Origin of the sequence: Rhodococcus gordoniae (genome assembly GCF_001646655.1) — a bacterium.
In the GTDB taxonomy this organism is placed as follows: domain Bacteria; phylum Actinomycetota; class Actinomycetes; order Mycobacteriales; family Mycobacteriaceae; genus Rhodococcus; species Rhodococcus gordoniae.
On sequence record NZ_LPZN01000013.1, the window covers coordinates 102278 to 119917 of the forward strand.

The 17640-nt window shown below is 69.6% G+C and carries 16 protein-coding genes; 13 read left to right on the forward strand and 3 right to left on the reverse strand.

Going from position 1 to position 17640, the window contains the following annotated elements; all coding sequences use genetic code 11:
• Window positions 1–344: 344 nt before the first annotated feature.
• The gene (gene scpC / locus A8G18_RS07365) at window positions 345–1886 is read left to right on the forward strand and encodes a succinyl-CoA:acetate CoA-transferase ScpC (RefSeq protein WP_016932496.1); all 1542 of its coding nucleotides are present in this window, start codon (window positions 345–347) and stop codon (window positions 1884–1886) included.
• 127 nt (window positions 1887–2013) lie between these two features.
• Here the strand turns inward: scpC and A8G18_RS07370 are convergent, their stop codons facing one another.
• Window positions 2014–2616, reverse strand: coding sequence for a DUF3515 domain-containing protein (locus A8G18_RS07370; protein WP_064063404.1), 603 nt, complete (start codon window positions 2614–2616; stop codon window positions 2014–2016).
• Between the two features lie 109 nt (window positions 2617–2725).
• On the opposite strand from A8G18_RS07370, the gene A8G18_RS07375 reads away from it, so the two are divergent.
• From A8G18_RS07375 to A8G18_RS07385, 3 genes are read left to right on the forward strand one after another with little or no spacing between them, the layout of a single operon-like run.
• Window positions 2726–3715, forward strand: coding sequence for a thiamine-phosphate kinase (locus tag A8G18_RS07375; RefSeq protein ID WP_084421573.1), 990 nt, complete (start codon window positions 2726–2728; stop codon window positions 3713–3715).
• An 11-nt stretch (window positions 3716–3726) separates the two neighbouring features.
• The gene (locus tag A8G18_RS07380) at window positions 3727–4254 is read left to right on the forward strand and encodes a gamma carbonic anhydrase family protein (protein WP_016932499.1); all 528 of its coding nucleotides are present in this window, start codon (window positions 3727–3729) and stop codon (window positions 4252–4254) included.
• Window positions 4255–4257: 3 nt separating this feature from the next.
• Window positions 4258–4986: a uracil-DNA glycosylase gene (locus tag A8G18_RS07385; RefSeq protein WP_064063347.1), complete on the forward strand. Its 729-nt coding sequence runs from the start codon at window positions 4258–4260 to the stop codon at window positions 4984–4986.
• A gap of 28 nt (window positions 4987–5014) precedes the next feature.
• Here A8G18_RS07385 and A8G18_RS07390 read toward each other — a convergent pair whose 3' ends face one another.
• Window positions 5015–5833, reverse strand: coding sequence for an enoyl-CoA hydratase/isomerase family protein (locus A8G18_RS07390; protein ID WP_064063348.1), 819 nt, complete (start codon window positions 5831–5833; stop codon window positions 5015–5017).
• 88 nt (window positions 5834–5921) lie between these two features.
• Window positions 5922–6113 (reverse strand): 50S ribosomal protein L28, encoded by a 192-nt coding sequence (gene rpmB / locus A8G18_RS07395; protein ID WP_006551201.1) that lies wholly within the window; start codon window positions 6111–6113, stop codon window positions 5922–5924.
• Between the two features lie 236 nt (window positions 6114–6349).
• Between rpmB and A8G18_RS07400 the strand changes: the two genes are divergently transcribed.
• From A8G18_RS07400 to rnc, 9 genes are all read left to right on the forward strand, one after another.
• Window positions 6350–8038, forward strand: a complete 1689-nt coding sequence (locus A8G18_RS07400; RefSeq protein ID WP_064063349.1) for a DAK2 domain-containing protein — start codon at window positions 6350–6352, stop codon at window positions 8036–8038.
• A gap of 45 nt (window positions 8039–8083) precedes the next feature.
• Window positions 8084–10375 (forward strand): ATP-dependent DNA helicase RecG, encoded by a 2292-nt coding sequence (gene recG, locus A8G18_RS07405; protein WP_064063350.1) that lies wholly within the window; start codon window positions 8084–8086, stop codon window positions 10373–10375.
• Between the two features lie 182 nt (window positions 10376–10557).
• Window positions 10558–13959 (forward strand): pyruvate carboxylase, encoded by a 3402-nt coding sequence (locus A8G18_RS07410; protein ID WP_064063351.1) that lies wholly within the window; start codon window positions 10558–10560, stop codon window positions 13957–13959.
• Window positions 13956–14522 (forward strand): 16S rRNA (guanine(966)-N(2))-methyltransferase RsmD, encoded by a 567-nt coding sequence (rsmD, locus tag A8G18_RS07415; protein WP_064063352.1) that lies wholly within the window; start codon window positions 13956–13958, stop codon window positions 14520–14522. Before A8G18_RS07410 ends, rsmD begins: the two co-directional genes overlap by 4 nt.
• Window positions 14519–15010, forward strand: a complete 492-nt coding sequence (gene coaD / locus A8G18_RS07420; protein WP_016934184.1) for a pantetheine-phosphate adenylyltransferase — start codon at window positions 14519–14521, stop codon at window positions 15008–15010. Before rsmD ends, coaD begins: the two co-directional genes overlap by 4 nt.
• Before the next feature lie 140 nt (window positions 15011–15150).
• A complete protein-coding gene (locus tag A8G18_RS07425; protein ID WP_064063353.1) occupies window positions 15151–15909 on the forward strand; it encodes a DivIVA domain-containing protein in 759 nt (252 codons plus the stop codon).
• 101 nt (window positions 15910–16010) lie between these two features.
• Window positions 16011–16625, forward strand: a complete 615-nt coding sequence (locus A8G18_RS07430) for a YceD family protein (protein WP_016934182.1) — start codon at window positions 16011–16013, stop codon at window positions 16623–16625.
• A gap of 2 nt (window positions 16626–16627) precedes the next feature.
• Entirely contained in the window at window positions 16628–16810 is a 183-nt protein-coding gene (gene rpmF, locus A8G18_RS07435) for a 50S ribosomal protein L32 (protein ID WP_006551208.1), read from the forward strand.
• An 11-nt stretch (window positions 16811–16821) separates the two neighbouring features.
• Window positions 16822–17640 (forward strand): ribonuclease III, encoded by an 819-nt coding sequence (gene rnc, locus A8G18_RS07440; protein ID WP_064063354.1) that lies wholly within the window; start codon window positions 16822–16824, stop codon window positions 17638–17640.

Sequence of the window (17640 nt, forward strand, 5' to 3'; positions counted from 1 at the left end):
AATCGTGCACGACGTCGTTCCGTCACGGCAGCGGTGAGCGGTTCGTCACCGGCGGTGAACGGTACCGATGCGGCGGCGAACGGGGATACCGTGAAGAACGTGACCGGACGTGGCCCGAGAAAGGAGGTGGCACCGAGTGTCGCACGGCGTGGCGGAAATCATGATGTAAAATCCTGCGGAACAACAACTTCCGATAGCATCGATCTTGGAGTGCGACTCGTGACACTCTGTGTCCATATTGGTGACGGCGATCGCCGGTCCGGCCCGAGTGTGACGAGCGGATCATCCGCGCCGCTATGGTCGTCGTCATGTACGCAGCCCTTTCATCCCCCGCAGCACCGTCTGTGGAGTCGGTCGTCGTGACCCCGGCCGAGGCTCGGGTACGTCATGAGACCTACCGCAACAAGATCGTGTCCGCGCAGGAAGCCGTCCAGTGGATCCGCCCCGGCGACACGGTCGCCATCAGCGGTTTCGCCAGTGCAGGCACCCCGAAGGCCGTTACCCCTGCGCTCGCCGAACACATCCGGCGCACGCGCGCGACCGGTGGCGACTTCCGGATCAACCTGCTCACCGGCGCGTCGGTCGCCTCCGACACCGAACGCATGCTCGCCGACGTCGACGGAATCGCGCTGCGTATGCCGTACCAGGCGGAGCCCACCGCACGCGGGCGGATCAACGAGGGCCGGATGGACTATGTCGACATCCATCTGTCGCACGTCGCGCAGCAGGTCTGGGAGGGCTACTACGGACACGTGGACGTGGCGGTCGTCGAGATCTCCGGCATCACCGAGAACGGCGAGCTGATCCCCGCCACATCCATCGGTAACAACAAGACCTGGCTCGACGTGGCCGAGAAGGTGATCCTCGAGGTCAACTCGTGGATCCCCGCCGCCATGGACGGTGTGCACGACGTCTACTACGGCACCGCGCTTCCCCCGAACCGCCGCCCGATCGACCTCACCCACGTGGAGGACCGCATCGGCCAGCCCTACTTCCGGATCGATCCGGAGCGTGTCGTCGCGGTGGTCGAGACCGACCGGCCCGACAGTGCCACGGCGCTCACCGCTCCGGATGCCACCAGCCAGGCCATCGCAGAGCACGTCCTCGACTTCTTCGCACACGAGGTCGCCGCGGGACGGCTGCCCGCCGACACGCTGCTGCCGTTGCAGTCGGGTGTCGGCAACGTCGCCAACGCCGTGCTCGCCGGTCTCGACAGCGGACCGTACCGGGGGCTGACCTGCTACTCGGAGGTGATCCAGGACGGCATGCTCGACCTCGTCAAGCACGGCACCGTCCGGTTCGCCTCGGCCACCGCCCTCGCGCTGTCCGAAGCGGGACTGAACGACTTCGTCGAGAACATCGACTTCTACCGCGACCACATCATGTTGCGGCCACAGGAGATCAGCAATCACCCGGAAATCGTGCGCCGCCTCGGCATCATCGCCATGAACGGCATGCTCGAGGCCGACGTCTACGGCAACGTCAACTCCACCCACGTGATGGGCACCCGCATCATGAACGGTATCGGTGGCTCCGGCGACTTCGCGCGCAACGGCTACCTGTCGATGTTCCTGAGCCCGTCGACCGCTCGTGGCGGCGCGATCTCCTCGATCGTTCCGATGGTGCCGCACGTCGACCACACCGAGCACGACGTGCAGGTCATCGTGACCGAGCAGGGTCTCGCCGATCTTCGCGCCCTGTCTCCCCGTCGTCGGTCGCGGGTCGTCGTGGAGCGCTGCGCGCATCCCGACTACCGCGCCGAACTGCTCGACTACATCGAGCGCGCCGAAGCGGCTCCCGGAGCAGGCCACACCCCGCACCTGCTCGGTGAGGCGTTCTCCTTCCACGAGCGCTACCAGCGCACGGGGACCATGCACGCGTCCTGATCGACGCGGCGACGAACGAGGTCGGCCCCGGCACCATATCCACGGTGCCGGGGCCGACCTTCGTCCGGCGCGGTGACCCGCCGCCGGGTATGTCCGGCTCGGTGACCCACCGCCGGGTATGGCCGGCTCAGCGGATCGGCGCCGGATCGATCTGCTGCTGCGGGAGCGTCGCTTCGATCGCCGCCGTGATGTCCTGCAGCGGGGTCGGCCCGGAACCGTCGGGCACGGTCAGCGCCACGTAGACCGGACGATCGACCGTGAACCACGTGCTCGCCGGGATGCCCTGCTCGGCCCCCGACACCTCGAACCACTGCACCTCGTCGATCACCTGCAGAGCCGCTGCCTGGTCGAACTCGTCGGGCCGGTCGAGACCGCAGCGCAGGACCACCTCGTCGCCCTCGTCGGACTGCCAGGCCGCGGCGCCCACCGGAGCCGGGTCGGCCAGTTCGGCGCGCGTGTAGTCGCCGAGCTTCTCGGGCAGGGCCGCGAGCAGCTGCGCGCACGATTCGGATTCGGCCTCGGGGGCGGGCACGGGACCCAGACCGACGGGCGTGTTCACAGGTGACCGGGACACCGTCACGGCCGCCACGACCACGCCGACCAGCAGAGCGACGGGCAGTGCGATCGCCGTGGCGATCAGGGCGGGACTGCGGCGGGTCGCATCCGTTTCGGGCGTCTCGCCGGGGACGTCGTCGGAGGGTTCGCGGTCGGAAGCAGAGGTGTCGTTCATCGTGTCCAGAATCCGGGCTCGGGGACAGGGGGCGGTAGCGTGAACCGAACGTAGCAGGACACGTGCCGGCTCTCTCCCGCCGCCGACCGAGAAAGAGGCGACCGTCACCGTGACGAACCCGACCGGACCCACCGTCTCCGACATCGGGGAGTTTCCCGTGATCGAACGGGCGGTGAGGGCACGGCGACAGCCACGCAGCACGCTCGTCGGTCCGGGCCACGACGCGGCGGTCGTGGCAGCGGCCGACGGCCGTATCGCGATCTCCACCGACATGCTCGTCGAAGGACGTCACTTCCGGTTCGACTGGTCCGGCCCGCACCAGGTCGGGCGCAAGGCCGTCGCCCAGAACGGGGCGGACGTCGCCGCGGTCGGGGCACGCCCCACCGCCTTCGTCGTCGGTCTCGGGTGCCCGCCCGACACTCCCGTCGCCGTGCTCGACGGCATCTCCGCGGGAATCGGGGAGGCCGCGGAGGAGATCGGTGCCGGAGTGGTGGGGGGCGACCTCGTGCAGGCCGGCCAGGTGATCGTGTCGGTCACCGTGCTGGGCGACCTCGAGGGCCGACCCCCGCTGCTCCGCTCGACCGCCCGTCCCGGTGACGTCGTCGCACTCGCCGGCAGCACCGGCCGCTCGGCAGCCGGCCTCGCTCTGCTGCTTGCCGGCAACCCGGATTTCCCCGAGCTCGTCGCGTCGCATCTCGTGCCCACTCCGCCCTACGCTGCAGGTCCTGCCGCAGCGGCGGCGGGTGCCCACGCCTGCACCGATATCTCCGACGGTCTCGTCGCCGATCTCGGGCACATCTGTACCGCTTCGGAAGTCGCGATCGACCTGGACTCCGACGCGCTCACTCCCGACACGCAGCTCCGGAGGGCCGGGGAGGCGCTGTCGGCCGATCCGTGGGAGTGGATCCTCACCGGCGGCGAGGACCACGCCCTCGCGGCATGCTTTCCGCGCGGGGTCGCCCTGCCGGACGGATGGCGGCCGATCGGGGTGGCGCTCGAGGGCGCCGGTGTCACCGTCGACGGGGAAGGCCGGGAGGGATCCGGAGGCTGGGAGAGCTTCGCGCCGGGCGCTGCATCCCAGGGTCCCGACTCGAGATAGGTTCTGCAGTCATGGCTGTCTACGCACTCGGCGAGCGTGTCCCCGATATCCATCCCGACGCGTGGGTTCACCCCGACGCGGTCGTGATCGGCAACGTCACCCTCGGTGCCGGGGCCTCCGTGTGGCCCTCGGCGGTGCTGCGCGGGGACTACGGCACGATCACCGTGGGGGAGAAGACCAACATCCAGGACGGCACGATCATCCACTGCACCGCGATCGAGGCCACCGTCATCGGTGCGCGGTGCGTGGTCGGTCACAACGCGCACATCGAAGGCTCCACCATCGGTGACGGTGCACTGATCGGGTCGGGTTCGCTCGTCCTCAACGGCTCGGTCATCGGTGCCGGTGCCCAGGTCGCCGCCGGCGCCCTGATCCCTCCGCGATTCGAACTCCCGCCCCGCCGCATGGCGATGGGTATCCCCGCGAAGGTCCGCGAGGGGTACGAGGTTCCCGAGAACAACTTCGACGCCAACGCCGAGATGTACGCAGCGAACGCGGCCTACTACCGGACCGCCCTCCGCCGTATCGACCAGGAGTGACAGGTGGCCGGCACCGTCGACACACAGTCCGCGTCCGGTGGAGAGGGTGAACCCCGATCCGGCCGCCCCCTCTCCGAACTCGTCGACCCGGGGTGGGCCCGAGCACTCGAACCCGTCGCCGACGACATCACCGCCATGGGGCAGTTCCTCCGCGCGGAACTCGCCGCGGGACGCAGCTACCTGCCGTCCGGCCCGAACGTGCTGCGTGCCTTCGCCCAGCCCTTCGAGGCGGTACGCGTCCTGATCGTCGGGCAGGATCCCTATCCCACTCCCGGTCACGCTGTGGGACTGAGCTTCTCGGTGGCTCCGGATGTCCGTCCGATCCCTCGCAGTCTCGCCAACATCTACCGCGAGTACACCGAGGATCTCGATCTGCCGCAGCCGTCCACGGGCGACCTGTCGCCGTGGACGCAGCACGGCGTCCTGTTGCTCAACCGGGTGCTCACGGTCGCGCCGGGCCAGCCGGCCTCGCACCGGGGCAAGGGCTGGGAGGCGGTCACGGAGCAGGCCATCCGCGCGCTGGTCGCGCGCGGTACCCCGCTCGTCGCCATCCTGTGGGGCCGCGACGCGGCGACCCTCGAGCCCATGCTCGGCGGTGCGCCCACCGTGAAGTCGGCGCATCCGTCCCCGCTGTCGGCTTCCCGCGGATTCTTCGGGTCGCGTCCGTTCACCCGCGCGAACGCTCTCCTCGTCGAACAGGGCGGCGAACCGGTGGACTGGCGACTGCCCTGACCACCGGTCCGTCACCGATACCGGATCGTCAGGCGCGGATCGAATCCCAGTCGGGGCGGCGCTTGGCGACGAAGGAATCGACGCCCTCGATGCCCGTGGGGCTCGTCGCGGCCGCGGAGATCGCGGCGGCTTCCGCGTCGAGGTGCTCCGACAGCGACCGTCCTGCCGACTCGGCGACGAGCGAGCGGATCGAGGCGTAGGACTGCGTCGGGCCGTGGGCGAGGGTCCGGGCGAGCCGCAACCCTTCGCCCTGGATCTCCCCGTCGGCGACGAGTCGGCTCAGCAGACCCAGACGCACGGCTTCGTCGGCGCCGATCACGGCATCGGTCATGATGATCTCGCGCGCCCGCGCCGGACCGACGATCCGCGGCAGGGTCCAGGACATCCCGCCGTCGGGCGAGAAACCGATCGAGGGGTACGCGGCGCGCATCTTCGTACCCGGGCCGGCGAGCGCGATGTCCGCGAGCAACGCGAGGCTCATGCCGGCGCCCGCAGCCCAGCCGTGCACGGCGGCGACGACCGGGACGGCGGCCTTGTTCAGCTCACGGACGAAGTCGTGGAAGAGACTCGCGACCTCGAACAGGTGGGCGCCACGATCCTCGGCCGCGGCGAATCCGTGGACGTTGCCGCCCGCACAGAAGTTCGCGCCCTCGCCGACGAGCAGGACGGCGCCGATCTCCGGGCCTGCCGCCCGCAGAGCCGCGATGCCCTGCTCCATTCCCGCGGGGGACAGGGAGGTGCCGTACTCGGAGGTTGCCACGGCGATCCGCAGGACCCGGTCCTCCACACTCACCAGCGGGTGAAGAGAGCCGTTGCCGGCAGGAAAGGAAACTTGGTTCTCGGTCATTCCCGCACGATATCCGGCCGCAGAATCGAACAGTGAAGGCCCCCTGCGCAATCAGCGCAAGGGGCCTTCACTACGACTCGACCGGGAATCAGCCGCGGACGACCTTGCCGGCCTTGAGGCAGGAGGTGCACACGTTCATCTTGCGGGTGTTGCCCGGTGCAACCTGAGCGCGCACGCTCTGGATGTTCGGGTTCCAGCGACGGTTGGTACGCCGGTGCGAGTGCGAGACCGACTTCCCGAAGCCGGGGCCCTTGGCGCATACGTCGCAGACGGCAGCCATGTCGCGAACTCCTTGTGTCTAGTGGATAGATCTTCTGTCTGTGTTGTTTCACCCTGCAAACACGGGGAACGAGCCGCCCGTGCGAGGCAACCCGGCAAGCTTAGCGAACTCGAGTGCGGATGGCCAAACCGGACGCCGGGACGGCTCGCGGCTAACCTGTTCGCCAGGGCTCGGCACCGTGGCGATCGGTACCCATCGTAGTGGCGGATGCGGCCCGGAGGCGAGAGGCGAAGGGGGTGGAATCGTTGCTCGAAGCCGAGGACACGGTGGATGGGCGAGCGCTGCGCAGGTGGGTGGAGTTCGGTGTGGACGCGCTCGAACAGCGCCGGGCCGAGATCAACTCGCTCAACGTCTTCCCGGTGCCCGACGGCGACACCGGAAACAACCTGCTCAGCACCCTGCAGGCCGCCGCGGCCCGGATCGGTGGCCCCGCGGACGGCGCGCTCACCGCGTCCGACGTCGCCGAGGGGCTCGCACGCGGTGCCTTCACCGGCGCCCGGGGCAATTCGGGGATCATCCTTGCGCAGGCCCTGCGCGGTGTGGCCGACGCAGTCGCCGGGCTGACGACCGTCGGCGCCGCGGATCTCGCCGCCGCACTCTCGAACGCCGCGGCACTCGTGACCGGAGCGCTCAGCGCGCCCGCGAAGGGCACGATCGTCAGCGTCCTCGAAGCCGCAGCCGACGGTGCCGCCCGTGCTGCCGCGGAGACCGACCCGACCGTGTGCGAGGTGGTCGTCGCGAGCGCCGACGCCGCTGCCGACGCGCTGCAGCGCACCACCACCCAGCTCGACGTCCTCGCCGAGGCGGGGGTGGTCGACGCCGGCGGTCTCGGCCTGCTCGTGCTGCTCGACTGCCTGGTCGAGGTCACCACGGGAACGCGCCCCGACCGCCGGATGGTGCTCGCCGGTGCCTCGCGTCCCGTGGTCGAACCCGAGGTCGTCGACGACCGCCACGACAGCGACCAGCAGGAGTACGAGGTGATGTATCTCGTCGAGAATTCCGACGGCACGCGCATCGACGCCCTGCGTTCCCATCTCGACGCACTGGGAGACTCCGTGGCGATCGTCGCCGGGGAATCGGGTTGCTGGTCCGTGCACGTGCACTGCTGCGATCCGGGAGCAGCGGTCGAGGCCGGTCTCGCGGCGGGCGCCCTGCGCCGCATCGACATCACGTGCTTCGCGCTCGAGTCCGCACGTCGCGGGTGCGGCGACGGAGCCGCCGCGTCGGGCACGGCCGCAGTCCCGGCGCACACCCACACGGCGGGGGAGCAGTCCCGCGCGGTCCTCGCGGTGGTCGGCGGCGACGGTGCTGCCGAACTGTTCGAAGCGGAGGGCGCGCAGGTGCTGCGGGCGGAGGAGATCTCCGTCCCGGACGAGCTGCTCGCGGCGATCCGGGCACTGCCGAGCCGGGACGTCCTCGTGCTCCCCAACGGTGCGCTCTCCGCGCAGGACGTCGTCGCCGTGGGCGCCCGGGCGCGGCGGGAGGACTGCGACGTGATGTTCCTGCCGTCGTCCTCGGTGGTCCAGGGACTGGCGTCGTTGGCCGTGCACGATCCGATGCGGGCCACCGTCGACGACGCGTTCGCGATGTCGGAGGCGGCGTCGTGCGTGCGCTGGGGATCGCTGCGGTACGCGAACGAACGTGCTCTGACCTGGGTCGGAACGTGCGAGCCCGGCGACAGTCTCGGCCTCGCCGGCCACGATGTCGTAGTGATCGAGCATGATCTGGTGACAGCGGGAGCATCGCTGCTCGACAGGCTTCTCGCCGCGGGCGGCGAGCTCGTGACGATGCTGGTCGGTGCCTATGCTCCCGACGGACTCGTCGAGCAACTGGCCGACCATCTCGATCGCCGCCACCCGGAGATCGACGTGGTGGTCTATCAGGGCGGTCAGCGCAGCGACCTGCTGCAGCTCGGCGTCGAGTAGCCGGTGCGCCGCGAGGCCACCGCACGAGTAGCGGAAGGGACGGCAGTGGCGACACTCGCGGACCGGCTCGATCATGTCCTCGGCCGCAAGACGGCGGACGCCTTGCACGACGCGTTCGGGATGGCCACCGTCGAGGATCTGCTGCGGCACTATCCGCACCGCTACGCCACCCAGGGCGCCGAGCTCGGTGAGAGCCGGCCCGAGGAGGGCCGGCACATCACGATCATCGCGCGGGTCGAATCGGCGCAGGAGGTGCCGATGAAGTCCCGCGCCGGGAAGCGCCTCGCGGTGCGGCTGCGCTCCGATCGCCACAGCATCGACGTCACCTTCTTCAATCCGCACCGGGTCAAGCACAACATCAAGCCCGGTGTGCGCGCGATGTTCTCCGGCACCGTGAAGTACTTCCGCGACAAGTGGAGCCTGACCCACCCGAGCTATCTCGTGCTTCCCGAGCCGCGCGACGCGGACGATCTCGTCTCGGCGGCGCCCGCGCGGGTGCGGGGCGCCGGTGCCCTGGCGGGTCTCGCGCGTACCGCGCAGGACGGCTCCGGGGTGGACATGTCGGTCTTCGACCGCGCGCTGATCCCGATGTACCGCGCGACCCGCGAGGTGGAGTCGTGGACCGTCATGCGCTGCGTGCGGCAGGTGCTCGACCAGCTCGACCACGTCGACGATCCGCTGCCCGCGTGGGTCCGCGACGAGCACGGCTTCGTGGGTCTCGACGATGCCCTGCGATCGATCCACCTGCCCGACACGAAGCAGGAGATCGACCGGGCACGCGACCGCCTGCGGTTCGACGAGGCTGCCGCGGTGCAGCTCGTGCTCGCGGGCCGCCGGCACGACGTCGAGGTGCGTTCCGCGCCGTCCTGCCCGCACCGCGCGGACGGGATCGCCGACGAGTTCGATCGGCGCCTGCCTTTCGAGCTGACGGCCGGTCAGCTCGCCGTGGCGGAGGAGATCTCCGCCGATCTGGCCCGAGAACACCCCATGAACCGATTGCTGCAGGGCGAGGTCGGTTCGGGCAAGACCATCGTCGCGCTGCGGGCGATGCTGCAGGTGATCGACTCCGGGCGGCAGTGCGCCCTGCTCGCACCCACCGAAGTGCTCGCGGCGCAGCACGCCCGCTCGTTGACCACGATGCTCGGCGACCTCGCGGCGGCGGGCGAACTGGGTGCCCACGAACTCGCGACCCGCGTGACCCTGTTGACCGGCTCGATGGGGGTCGCGCGCAAGCGGGCCGCGCTCAACGAGGCGGTGACGGGAGATGCCGGGATCGTCATCGGCACCCACGCGCTCATCGAGGACAAGGTGCAGTTCTTCGACCTCGGTCTCGTGGTGATCGACGAGCAGCACCGGTTCGGCGTCGAGCAGCGCGACGCATTGCGGTCGCGCGGCCGCGACGGGGCGTCACCGCACGTGCTGGTGATGACCGCGACGCCCATCCCGCGCACCATCGCGATGACCGTGCTCGGCGACCTCGAGGTCTCGACCCTGCGCGAACTGCCCCGAGGGCGGTCGCCGATCGTCAGCCGCGTTGTCCCGGCGAAGGTGCACCCGACGTGGGTCGACCGGGCGTGGGAACGTATCCGCGAAGAGGTCGCCGACGGGAGGCAGGCCTATGTGGTGTGCTCACGCATCGGCGACGGCGATTCCGACGACGACGCACTCCTCGATCCGGGCGCTCCCGAGCCGTCGGGCTCGGGGAAGGGCAAGCAGGCGCCACCCGAGACCACCTCGGTGCTCGAGCAGTTCGAGTTCCTGACCTCCGGTCCGCTGCGCGACCTGCGGGTGGGTCTGCTGCACGGCCGGTTGCCCGGCGACGAGAAGGACGCCGTGATGCAGGCCTTCAACGCGGCGGAGCTCGACGTGCTGGTGTGCACGACCGTCGTCGAGGTCGGTGTCGACGTGCCGAACGCGACGGTGATGGTGATCGTCGACGCCGACCGGTTCGGTGTCAGCCAGCTGCACCAGCTGCGCGGTCGCGTGGGCCGTGGTGGGCACCAGGGGCTGTGTCTGCTCGTGACCGACGCGAAACCAGGCACCCCGACGATGATGCGGCTCGAGGCCGTCGCCGGCACCACCGACGGGTTCGAACTCGCCCAGCTCGATCTGCACTTGCGACGGGAGGGCGACGTCCTCGGGGTCGCCCAGTCCGGCACGGTGTCGACGCTCAGGTTGCTCTCGCTCGTCGACGACGCCGACGTCATCGAGGCGGCCCGCGACTTCTCCCGGACGGTGACCGAGAAGGATCCGGGCCTCGAACACCATCCGGGGCTCGCGAGCATGGTGCGCGCGGCGCTCGACGCCGAGCGCGTCGAGTACCTCGACAAGTCCTGAGTTACGTTCCGTACACCGTGCCGTGGAACCTCCGGTGAGGTTTCCACCACCCTCCCCGGAACGTTGACAGCGTGTTACGGACGGTCCCACTGCATCGTTCCAGTCGTGCCGTCCGGCCACTCCGTCCCACGATGTGGAATGCGCGTCGAAGGCGGAATGTTACGTCGCGGTACCGTCGACCAATGTTCTCGAAAGTGCTTGTCGCCAACCGTGGCGAGATCGCGATCCGTGCCTTCCGTGCCGCCTACGAACTGGGTGCCGGGACGGTCGCGGTGTTCCCGTACGAAGACCGGAACTCCCTGCACCGGTTGAAGGCCGACGAGGCCTATCAGATCGGTGACGAGGGGCACCCGGTCCGCGCATACCTGTCGGTCGAGAAGGTCGTCGAAGCGGCCGTGTCGGCCGGAGCCGACGCGATCTATCCCGGCTACGGTTTCCTGTCCGAGAACCCGGACCTCGCCGCGGCGTGCGCGGACGCGGGCATCACCTTCGTCGGCCCCTCGGCGGAGATCCTGGAGCTGACCGGGAACAAGGCCCGCGCGATCGCCTCGGCGAAGGCCGCAGGTCTGCCGGTGCTGGCGTCGTCGGAGCCGTCCTCGGATGTCGACGCGCTGATCGCCGCGTCGGAGTCGATGAACTTCCCGGTCTTCGTCAAGGCCGTCGCCGGTGGTGGCGGACGCGGCATGCGCCGGGTCGCCGAGCCCTCCCAGCTGCGCGAAGCGATCGAAGCCGCCTCCCGCGAGGCCGACGCGGCCTTCGGTGATCCCACCGTCTTCCTGGAGCAGGCCGTGGTCAACCCGCGGCACATCGAGGTACAGATCCTCGCCGACAAGTACGGCAACGTCATCCACCTGTACGAGCGCGACTGCTCGGTGCAGCGCCGGCACCAGAAGGTCATCGAGCTCGCCCCGGCCCCGAATCTCGACCCGGAGTTGCGCGACCGAATCTGCGCCGACGCCGTCGCATTCGCCGAGGAGATCGGCTACCAGTGCGCGGGCACCGTCGAATTCCTCGTCGACGAGCGCGGCAACCACGTGTTCATCGAGATGAATCCCCGGATCCAGGTCGAGCACACGGTCACCGAAGAGATCACCGACGTCGACCTCGTGCAGTCGCAGCTGCGCATCGCCGCCGGCGAGTCGCTCGCCGATCTGGGTCTGTCACAGGAGAGCATCACCATCCGCGGCGCGGCGCTGCAGTGCCGCATCACGACCGAGGATCCCGCCAACGGGTTCCGCCCGGACACCGGTCGTATCACCGGTTACCGCACCCCGGGTGGTGCCGGCATCCGTCTCGACGGCGGCACCTCGGTCGGCGCGGAGATCTCCGCCCACTTCGACTCGATGCTCGTCAAGCTCACCTGCCGCGGCCGGACGTTCGAGACCGCTGTCGCCCGTGCCCGCCGCGCGGTTGCCGAGTTCCGCATCCGCGGTGTCGCGACGAACATCCCCTTCCTGCAGGCCGTGCTCGACGACGCCGACTTCCGCGACGGACACGTCACCACCTCGTTCATCGAGGAACGTCCGCAGCTGCTGACGCTGCGTTCGTCCGCCGACCGCGGCACCAAGATCCTGAACTACCTCGCCGACGTGACGGTCAACAAGCCGCACGGCGAGCGCCCCACCACGCTCTACCCGCACGACAAGCTGCCCGTGATCGACCTGAGCGCCGCGCCGCCGGCCGGTTCGCGGCAGCGGCTGCTCGAACTCGGACCCGAGGGCTTCGCCCGTGCGCTGCGTGAGCAGAAGTCCATCGGCGTCACCGACACCACCTTCCGCGACGCGCACCAGTCGCTGCTCGCGACCCGTGTGCGCAGCAAGGACCTGCTGACGGTCGCCGGGCACGTGGCCCGGATGACCCCGCAGCTCCTCTCGATCGAGGCGTGGGGCGGCGCGACCTACGACGTCGCTCTGCGCTTCCTGCACGAGGATCCGTGGGAGCGGTTGGCCGCGCTGCGCGAGGCGATCCCGAACATCAACCTGCAGATGCTGCTGCGGGGACGCAACACCGTCGGCTACACCCCCTACCCGGAGGCCGTGACCCGCGCGTTCGTGCAGGAGGCCGCGGACACGGGCATCGACATCTTCCGCATCTTCGACGCGCTGAACAACGTCGACCAGATGCGTCCGGCGATCGACGCGGTGCGCGAGACCGGCACCACGCTCGCCGAGGTCGCGATGTCCTACACCGGCGACCTGTCGAACCCGGACGAGACGATCTACACGCTCGACTACTACCTGCGGTTGGCCGAGGAGATCGTCGAGGCCGGTGCACACGTGCTCGCCATCAAGGACATGGCCGGTCTGCTGCGCGCCCCGGCCGCCGCGACGCTCGTCTCGGCGCTGCGCAGCAACTTCGACCTGCCGGTCCACGTGCACACCCACGACACTCCGGGTGGGCAGCTCGCGACCTATCTTGCGGCCTGGCACGCCGGTGCCGACGCCGTCGACGGTGCCTCCGCGGCGCTCGCCGGTACGACGAGCCAGCCCGCCCTGTCGGCGATCGTCGCCGCCGCGGCGAACAGCGAGTTCGACACCGGCCTCGACCTGCAGGCCGTGTGCGATCTCGAGCCGTACTGGGAGGCGCTGCGCAGGGTCTACGCACCGTTCGAGTCGGGGCTGCCCGCCCCGACCGGCCGCGTCTACACCCACGAGATCCCCGGCGGCCAGTTGTCGAACCTGCGCCAGCAGGCCATCGCGCTGGGACTCGGCGACCGCTTCGAGGAGGTCGAGGCCGCCTATGCCGGCGCCGACCGTCTCCTCGGCCGCCTGATCAAGGTCACCCCGTCGAGCAAGGTCGTCGGCGACCTCGCGCTGCACCTCGTCGGTGCCGGGGTCTCGGTCGACGACTTCGCCGCCGAGCCCGGCAAGTACGACATCCCCGATTCGGTCATCGGCTTCCTGCGCGGCGACCTCGGCACCCCCGCCGGGGGCTGGCCCGAGCCGTTCCGCAGCAAGGCGCTGTCGGGCCGAGCCGAGCCCAAGCCGATCACCCCGCTCGCGCCCGAGGAGGAGAAGGCCCTCGGCGGCACCTCGGCCGAGCGTCGCCGCATGCTCAACCGCCTGCTGTTCCCCGGACCGGCCAAGGAGTTCGAACAGCACCGGGAGACCTACGGCGACACCACCGAGCTGTCGGCCAACCAGTTCTTCTACGGGCTGCGGCACGGCGAGGAGCACCGGGTGCGCCTGGACAAGGGCGTCGAACTGCTCATCGGTCTCGAAGCGATCTCCGACGCCGACGAGAAGGGCTTCCGCACGGTGATGTGCATCCTCAACGGGCAGCTGCGCCCGGTGTCGGTGCGCGACCGGTCGGTGGCCGCCGACATCCCGGCCGCGGAGAAGGCCGACCGCAACCATCCCGGTCACGTCGCCGCGCCGTTCGCCGGCACGGTCACCCTCGTGGTGTCCGAGGGCGACAGCGTCTCGGCGGGCGACACCGTCGCCACCATCGAGGCGATGAAGATGGAGGCCGCGATCACCGCGCCGCGCGGCGGACGCATCACGCGTGTCGCGATCGGCCCGGTGCAACAGGTCGAAGGTGGCGACCTGCTCGTCGAGGTGTCCACGGGAGACAGCGCCGAGTGACACGGATCGTCGCCGGCCGGGCCGGGGGGCGGCGCCTGAAGGTGCCGCCCCGCGGGACCAGGCCCACTTCCGAACGGGTCCGTGAGGCCTTGTTCAGTTCGCTCGACGCACGCATGGACATCGACGGTGCCGCAGTCCTCGACCTCTACGCGGGGTCGGGGGCTCTCGGCCTCGAGGCGCTGTCCCGCGGCGCCGAGCACGCGATGCTCGTCGAGTCCGACGCCAAGGCGGCGGGGGTGATCCGCGAGAACATCGCGACGGTCGGACTGCCGGGGGCGGTCTTGCGCACCGCGCCGGTGGCCGCCGTGCTCGCGGGTACCGCCGACCGGGTGTACGACCTCGTCCTCGCCGACCCGCCCTACGCCGTGACCGAGGAGGCCGTCACCGGAGTGCTCGAGGCGCTGGTGTCCGGCGGCTGGGTCGAGGACGGTTCGGTCGTCGTGGTCGAACGCTCGTCTCGGTCGCCGGAAACGGTGTGGCCGCAGGCATTCGAGGTCGGCAGGTCGCGGCGATACGGGGAGACGAGGGTGGAGATCGCCACCTGCTACGGTGCTGGATCATGAGCCGCGCGGTCTGCCCAGGATCCTTCGACCCGGTCACCAACGGACACCTCGACGTCATCGGCAGGGTCTCGGCCCAGTTCGACGAGGTCGTCGTGACCGTCACGATCAATCCCAACAAGCAGGGGATGTTCACGATCGACGAACGCCTCGAGATGCTCACCGAGGCCACGGCGCACCTGCCGAACGTCACGATCGACGCCTGGCAGGGCCTGCTCGTCGACTACGCCCGCGAGCGGGGGATCACCGCGATCGTCAAGGGCCTGCGCGGCGCCAACGACTTCGACTACGAGCTGCAGATGGCGCAGATGAACCACAAGCTCACCGGCGTCGACACCCTGTTCGTCGCCACCAACCCGGTGTACAGCTACCTGTCGAGCTCGCTCGTCAAGGAAGTCGCGACCTACGGCGGCGATGTCTCCGACATGCTGCCGGGCACCGTGCACGCTCGTCTGCTCGCGCGCCTCGCCGAGCGGGCCGCCGCGAAATAGACAGCACCCCTCCCGCACGGTCTGTGACGGCCGGATCCCGACACACCGAGCGCAGGGCACACGAGCGTGCCCTGCGCTGCGGCAGACTGGACGGTGGCGCGTCCGCACCGGTCGCGCCGAGCGAGTGATTGGGGTTGGGCGTGTACCGGGTATTCGAGGCACTCGACGAGCTGGTCGCAATCGTCGAAGAGGCACGTAGCGTTCCGATGACGGCGAGCTGCGTGGTACCGCGCGGCGATGTCCTCGAGCTGCTCGACGACGTGCGCGACGCGCTGCCGCCCGAACTCGACGACGCACAGGACGTGCTCGATCACCGCGACAAGCTGATCAACGACGCGCGGGCGCAGGCCGAGAAGACCGTCGGCGACGCCGACGAGGAGGCGCGCACCCTGCTCGAGGACGCGCGTACCGACGCCGACCGCATGCTGGCGGACGCGAAGGCGCAGGCGGACCGGATGGTCAAGGAAGCACGCGCCCACGCCGACGAACTCGTGCGCGACGCTCAGGCCGAGGCCGACGACCTCGTAGCAGAGGGCAACAAGCAGTACGAGAGCGTGACCGGTCGCGCCCGCCTCGAGGCCGACCGCCTGGTCGAGTCCGGCCAGGCGTCGTACGAGCGTTCCGTGGCCGAGGGCGAGGCCGAGAAGGCGCGCCTGGTGTCGCAGACGGAGGTCGTGCAGGCCGCGCACGCCGAGTCGGCTCGCGTCATCGATTCGGCCCACGCCGAATCCGACCGCCTGCGGACGGAATGCGACGAGTACATCGACGGAAAGCTCTCGGAGTTCGAGGAACTGCTCGGCACCACCCTGCGGTCGGTCGGCCGCGGCCGGCAGCAGCTGCGGCTCTCGGGTGCCCCCGACTTCGCGGAGGCCGACCCTCGGGCGAGCCGCCGCCGCTGATCGGCGGAATTTCCGCTCGTGCCGCCCATCGCGTATCATGGAGCGGTTGCCCTATCACGACCGAGTCGTGTTCTGCGTCGTCCGAAGAAGGTGAGTTCCCCGTGTCCACCCGTGGTTCCGGCACGACCCGTCCCGGCAGGGACTCCGGTCTGGTGTTCGACACGCTCTCCCTGGGTCGCCGGCCCGGATCGATGCGTGCGGTCGAGCGGAAGGTGCCGTCACCGTCGCGCATCGGACTCGATCTCATCGCGATCGAAGAGGGGTCCGAGATCGACCTCGATCTCCGCATGGAGTCGGTGTCGGAGGGTGTCCTGGTCACCGGTACAGTTCGTGCGGACGCCGTGGGTGAGTGCTCGCGGTGCCTCGAATCGTTCGCCGAACCGGTGGACGTGTACCTCACCGAGCTGTTCGCCTACCCGAACAGCGTCACGGAGCAGACCACCGAGGACGACGAGGTGTACCGCGTCGAGAACGATCTGATCGATCTCGAACCGGTCCTCGTGAACGCGGTGGGCCTGGAACTTCCGTTGCAGCCGTTGTGTAGTGACGACTGTGCGGGATTGTGCCCCGAATGCGGCATTCGCCTGGCGATTGCGGAATCCGGGCACCGTCATGAGACAATGGATCCTCGCTGGGCTGGGTTGGCAGCCAAGTTCGGCGCGGGCTCCGAAGAACCCAGCAGTCAAATCGACAGCTCGAACAACGAGGAGAAGTAGACGTGGCCGTCCCCAAGCGCAGAATGTCGCGTTCCAACACCCGGTCGCGGCGCAGCCAGTGGAACACCACTGCGCCGACGCTCGTCACCTGCCCGAACCGGGGTTGCGGAGAGAAGAAGCTGCCCCACGTGGCGTGCCCGTCGTGTGGCACCTACAACGGCCGTCAGGTGACCGCGCCCGTCTAATCGGTACTCACGTGACGAGCAAGTCCCCCGAAACAGCTACCGAGGGCGGCGAAGAGAGCCATGAGTCTCTCCTCGCCGCCCTCGGCGTGCCTCTGGACGCAGAACTGCTGTCCTTGGCGCTCACCCATCGCTCGTACGCCTACGAGAACGGCGGGTTGCCCACCAACGAACGTCTCGAGTTCCTCGGCGATGCCGTCCTCGGGCTCGCGGTGACCGAAAAGCTCTATCTCACCCATCCGGACAAGTCCGAGGGCGAACTCGCCAAGATCCGCGCGAGCGTCGTCAACATGCACGCGCTCGCCGAGGTGGCGCGCGGCCTCGGAGAAGGCGGGCTCGGGGTGCATCTCCACCTCGGCAAAGGCGAGGAACTGACGGGCGGCCGCGACAAGGCCAGCATTCTCGCCGACGGGATGGAATCGCTCCTCGGCGCCGTCCATCTCGCGCACGGCATCGATGTCGCGCGCGAAGTGGTCCTGCGTCTGTTCGCCGACCTGCTCGAACGAGGCCCCCGGCTCGGTGCGGGCCTCGACTGGAAGACGAGTCTGCAGGAGCTCACCGCCGAACGTGGCCTCGGTGTTCCCGCCTACGAGATCACCGCCACCGGTCCCGATCACGACAAGGAATTCACTGCCACCGCTCTCATCGCCGGCAATCCCTACGGGACCGGTATCGGGCGCACCAAGAAGGAAGCCGAGCAGAAGGCCGCGTCGGCTGCGTGGAATGCGCTGACCGACGGCGACACTGCCGAAGCCGGAGCCCCCCGTGCACAGTCGGATGACGCCGCGCAGTCGGATGACGCCGCGCAGTCCGGATCCACCGAGGGCAACTGA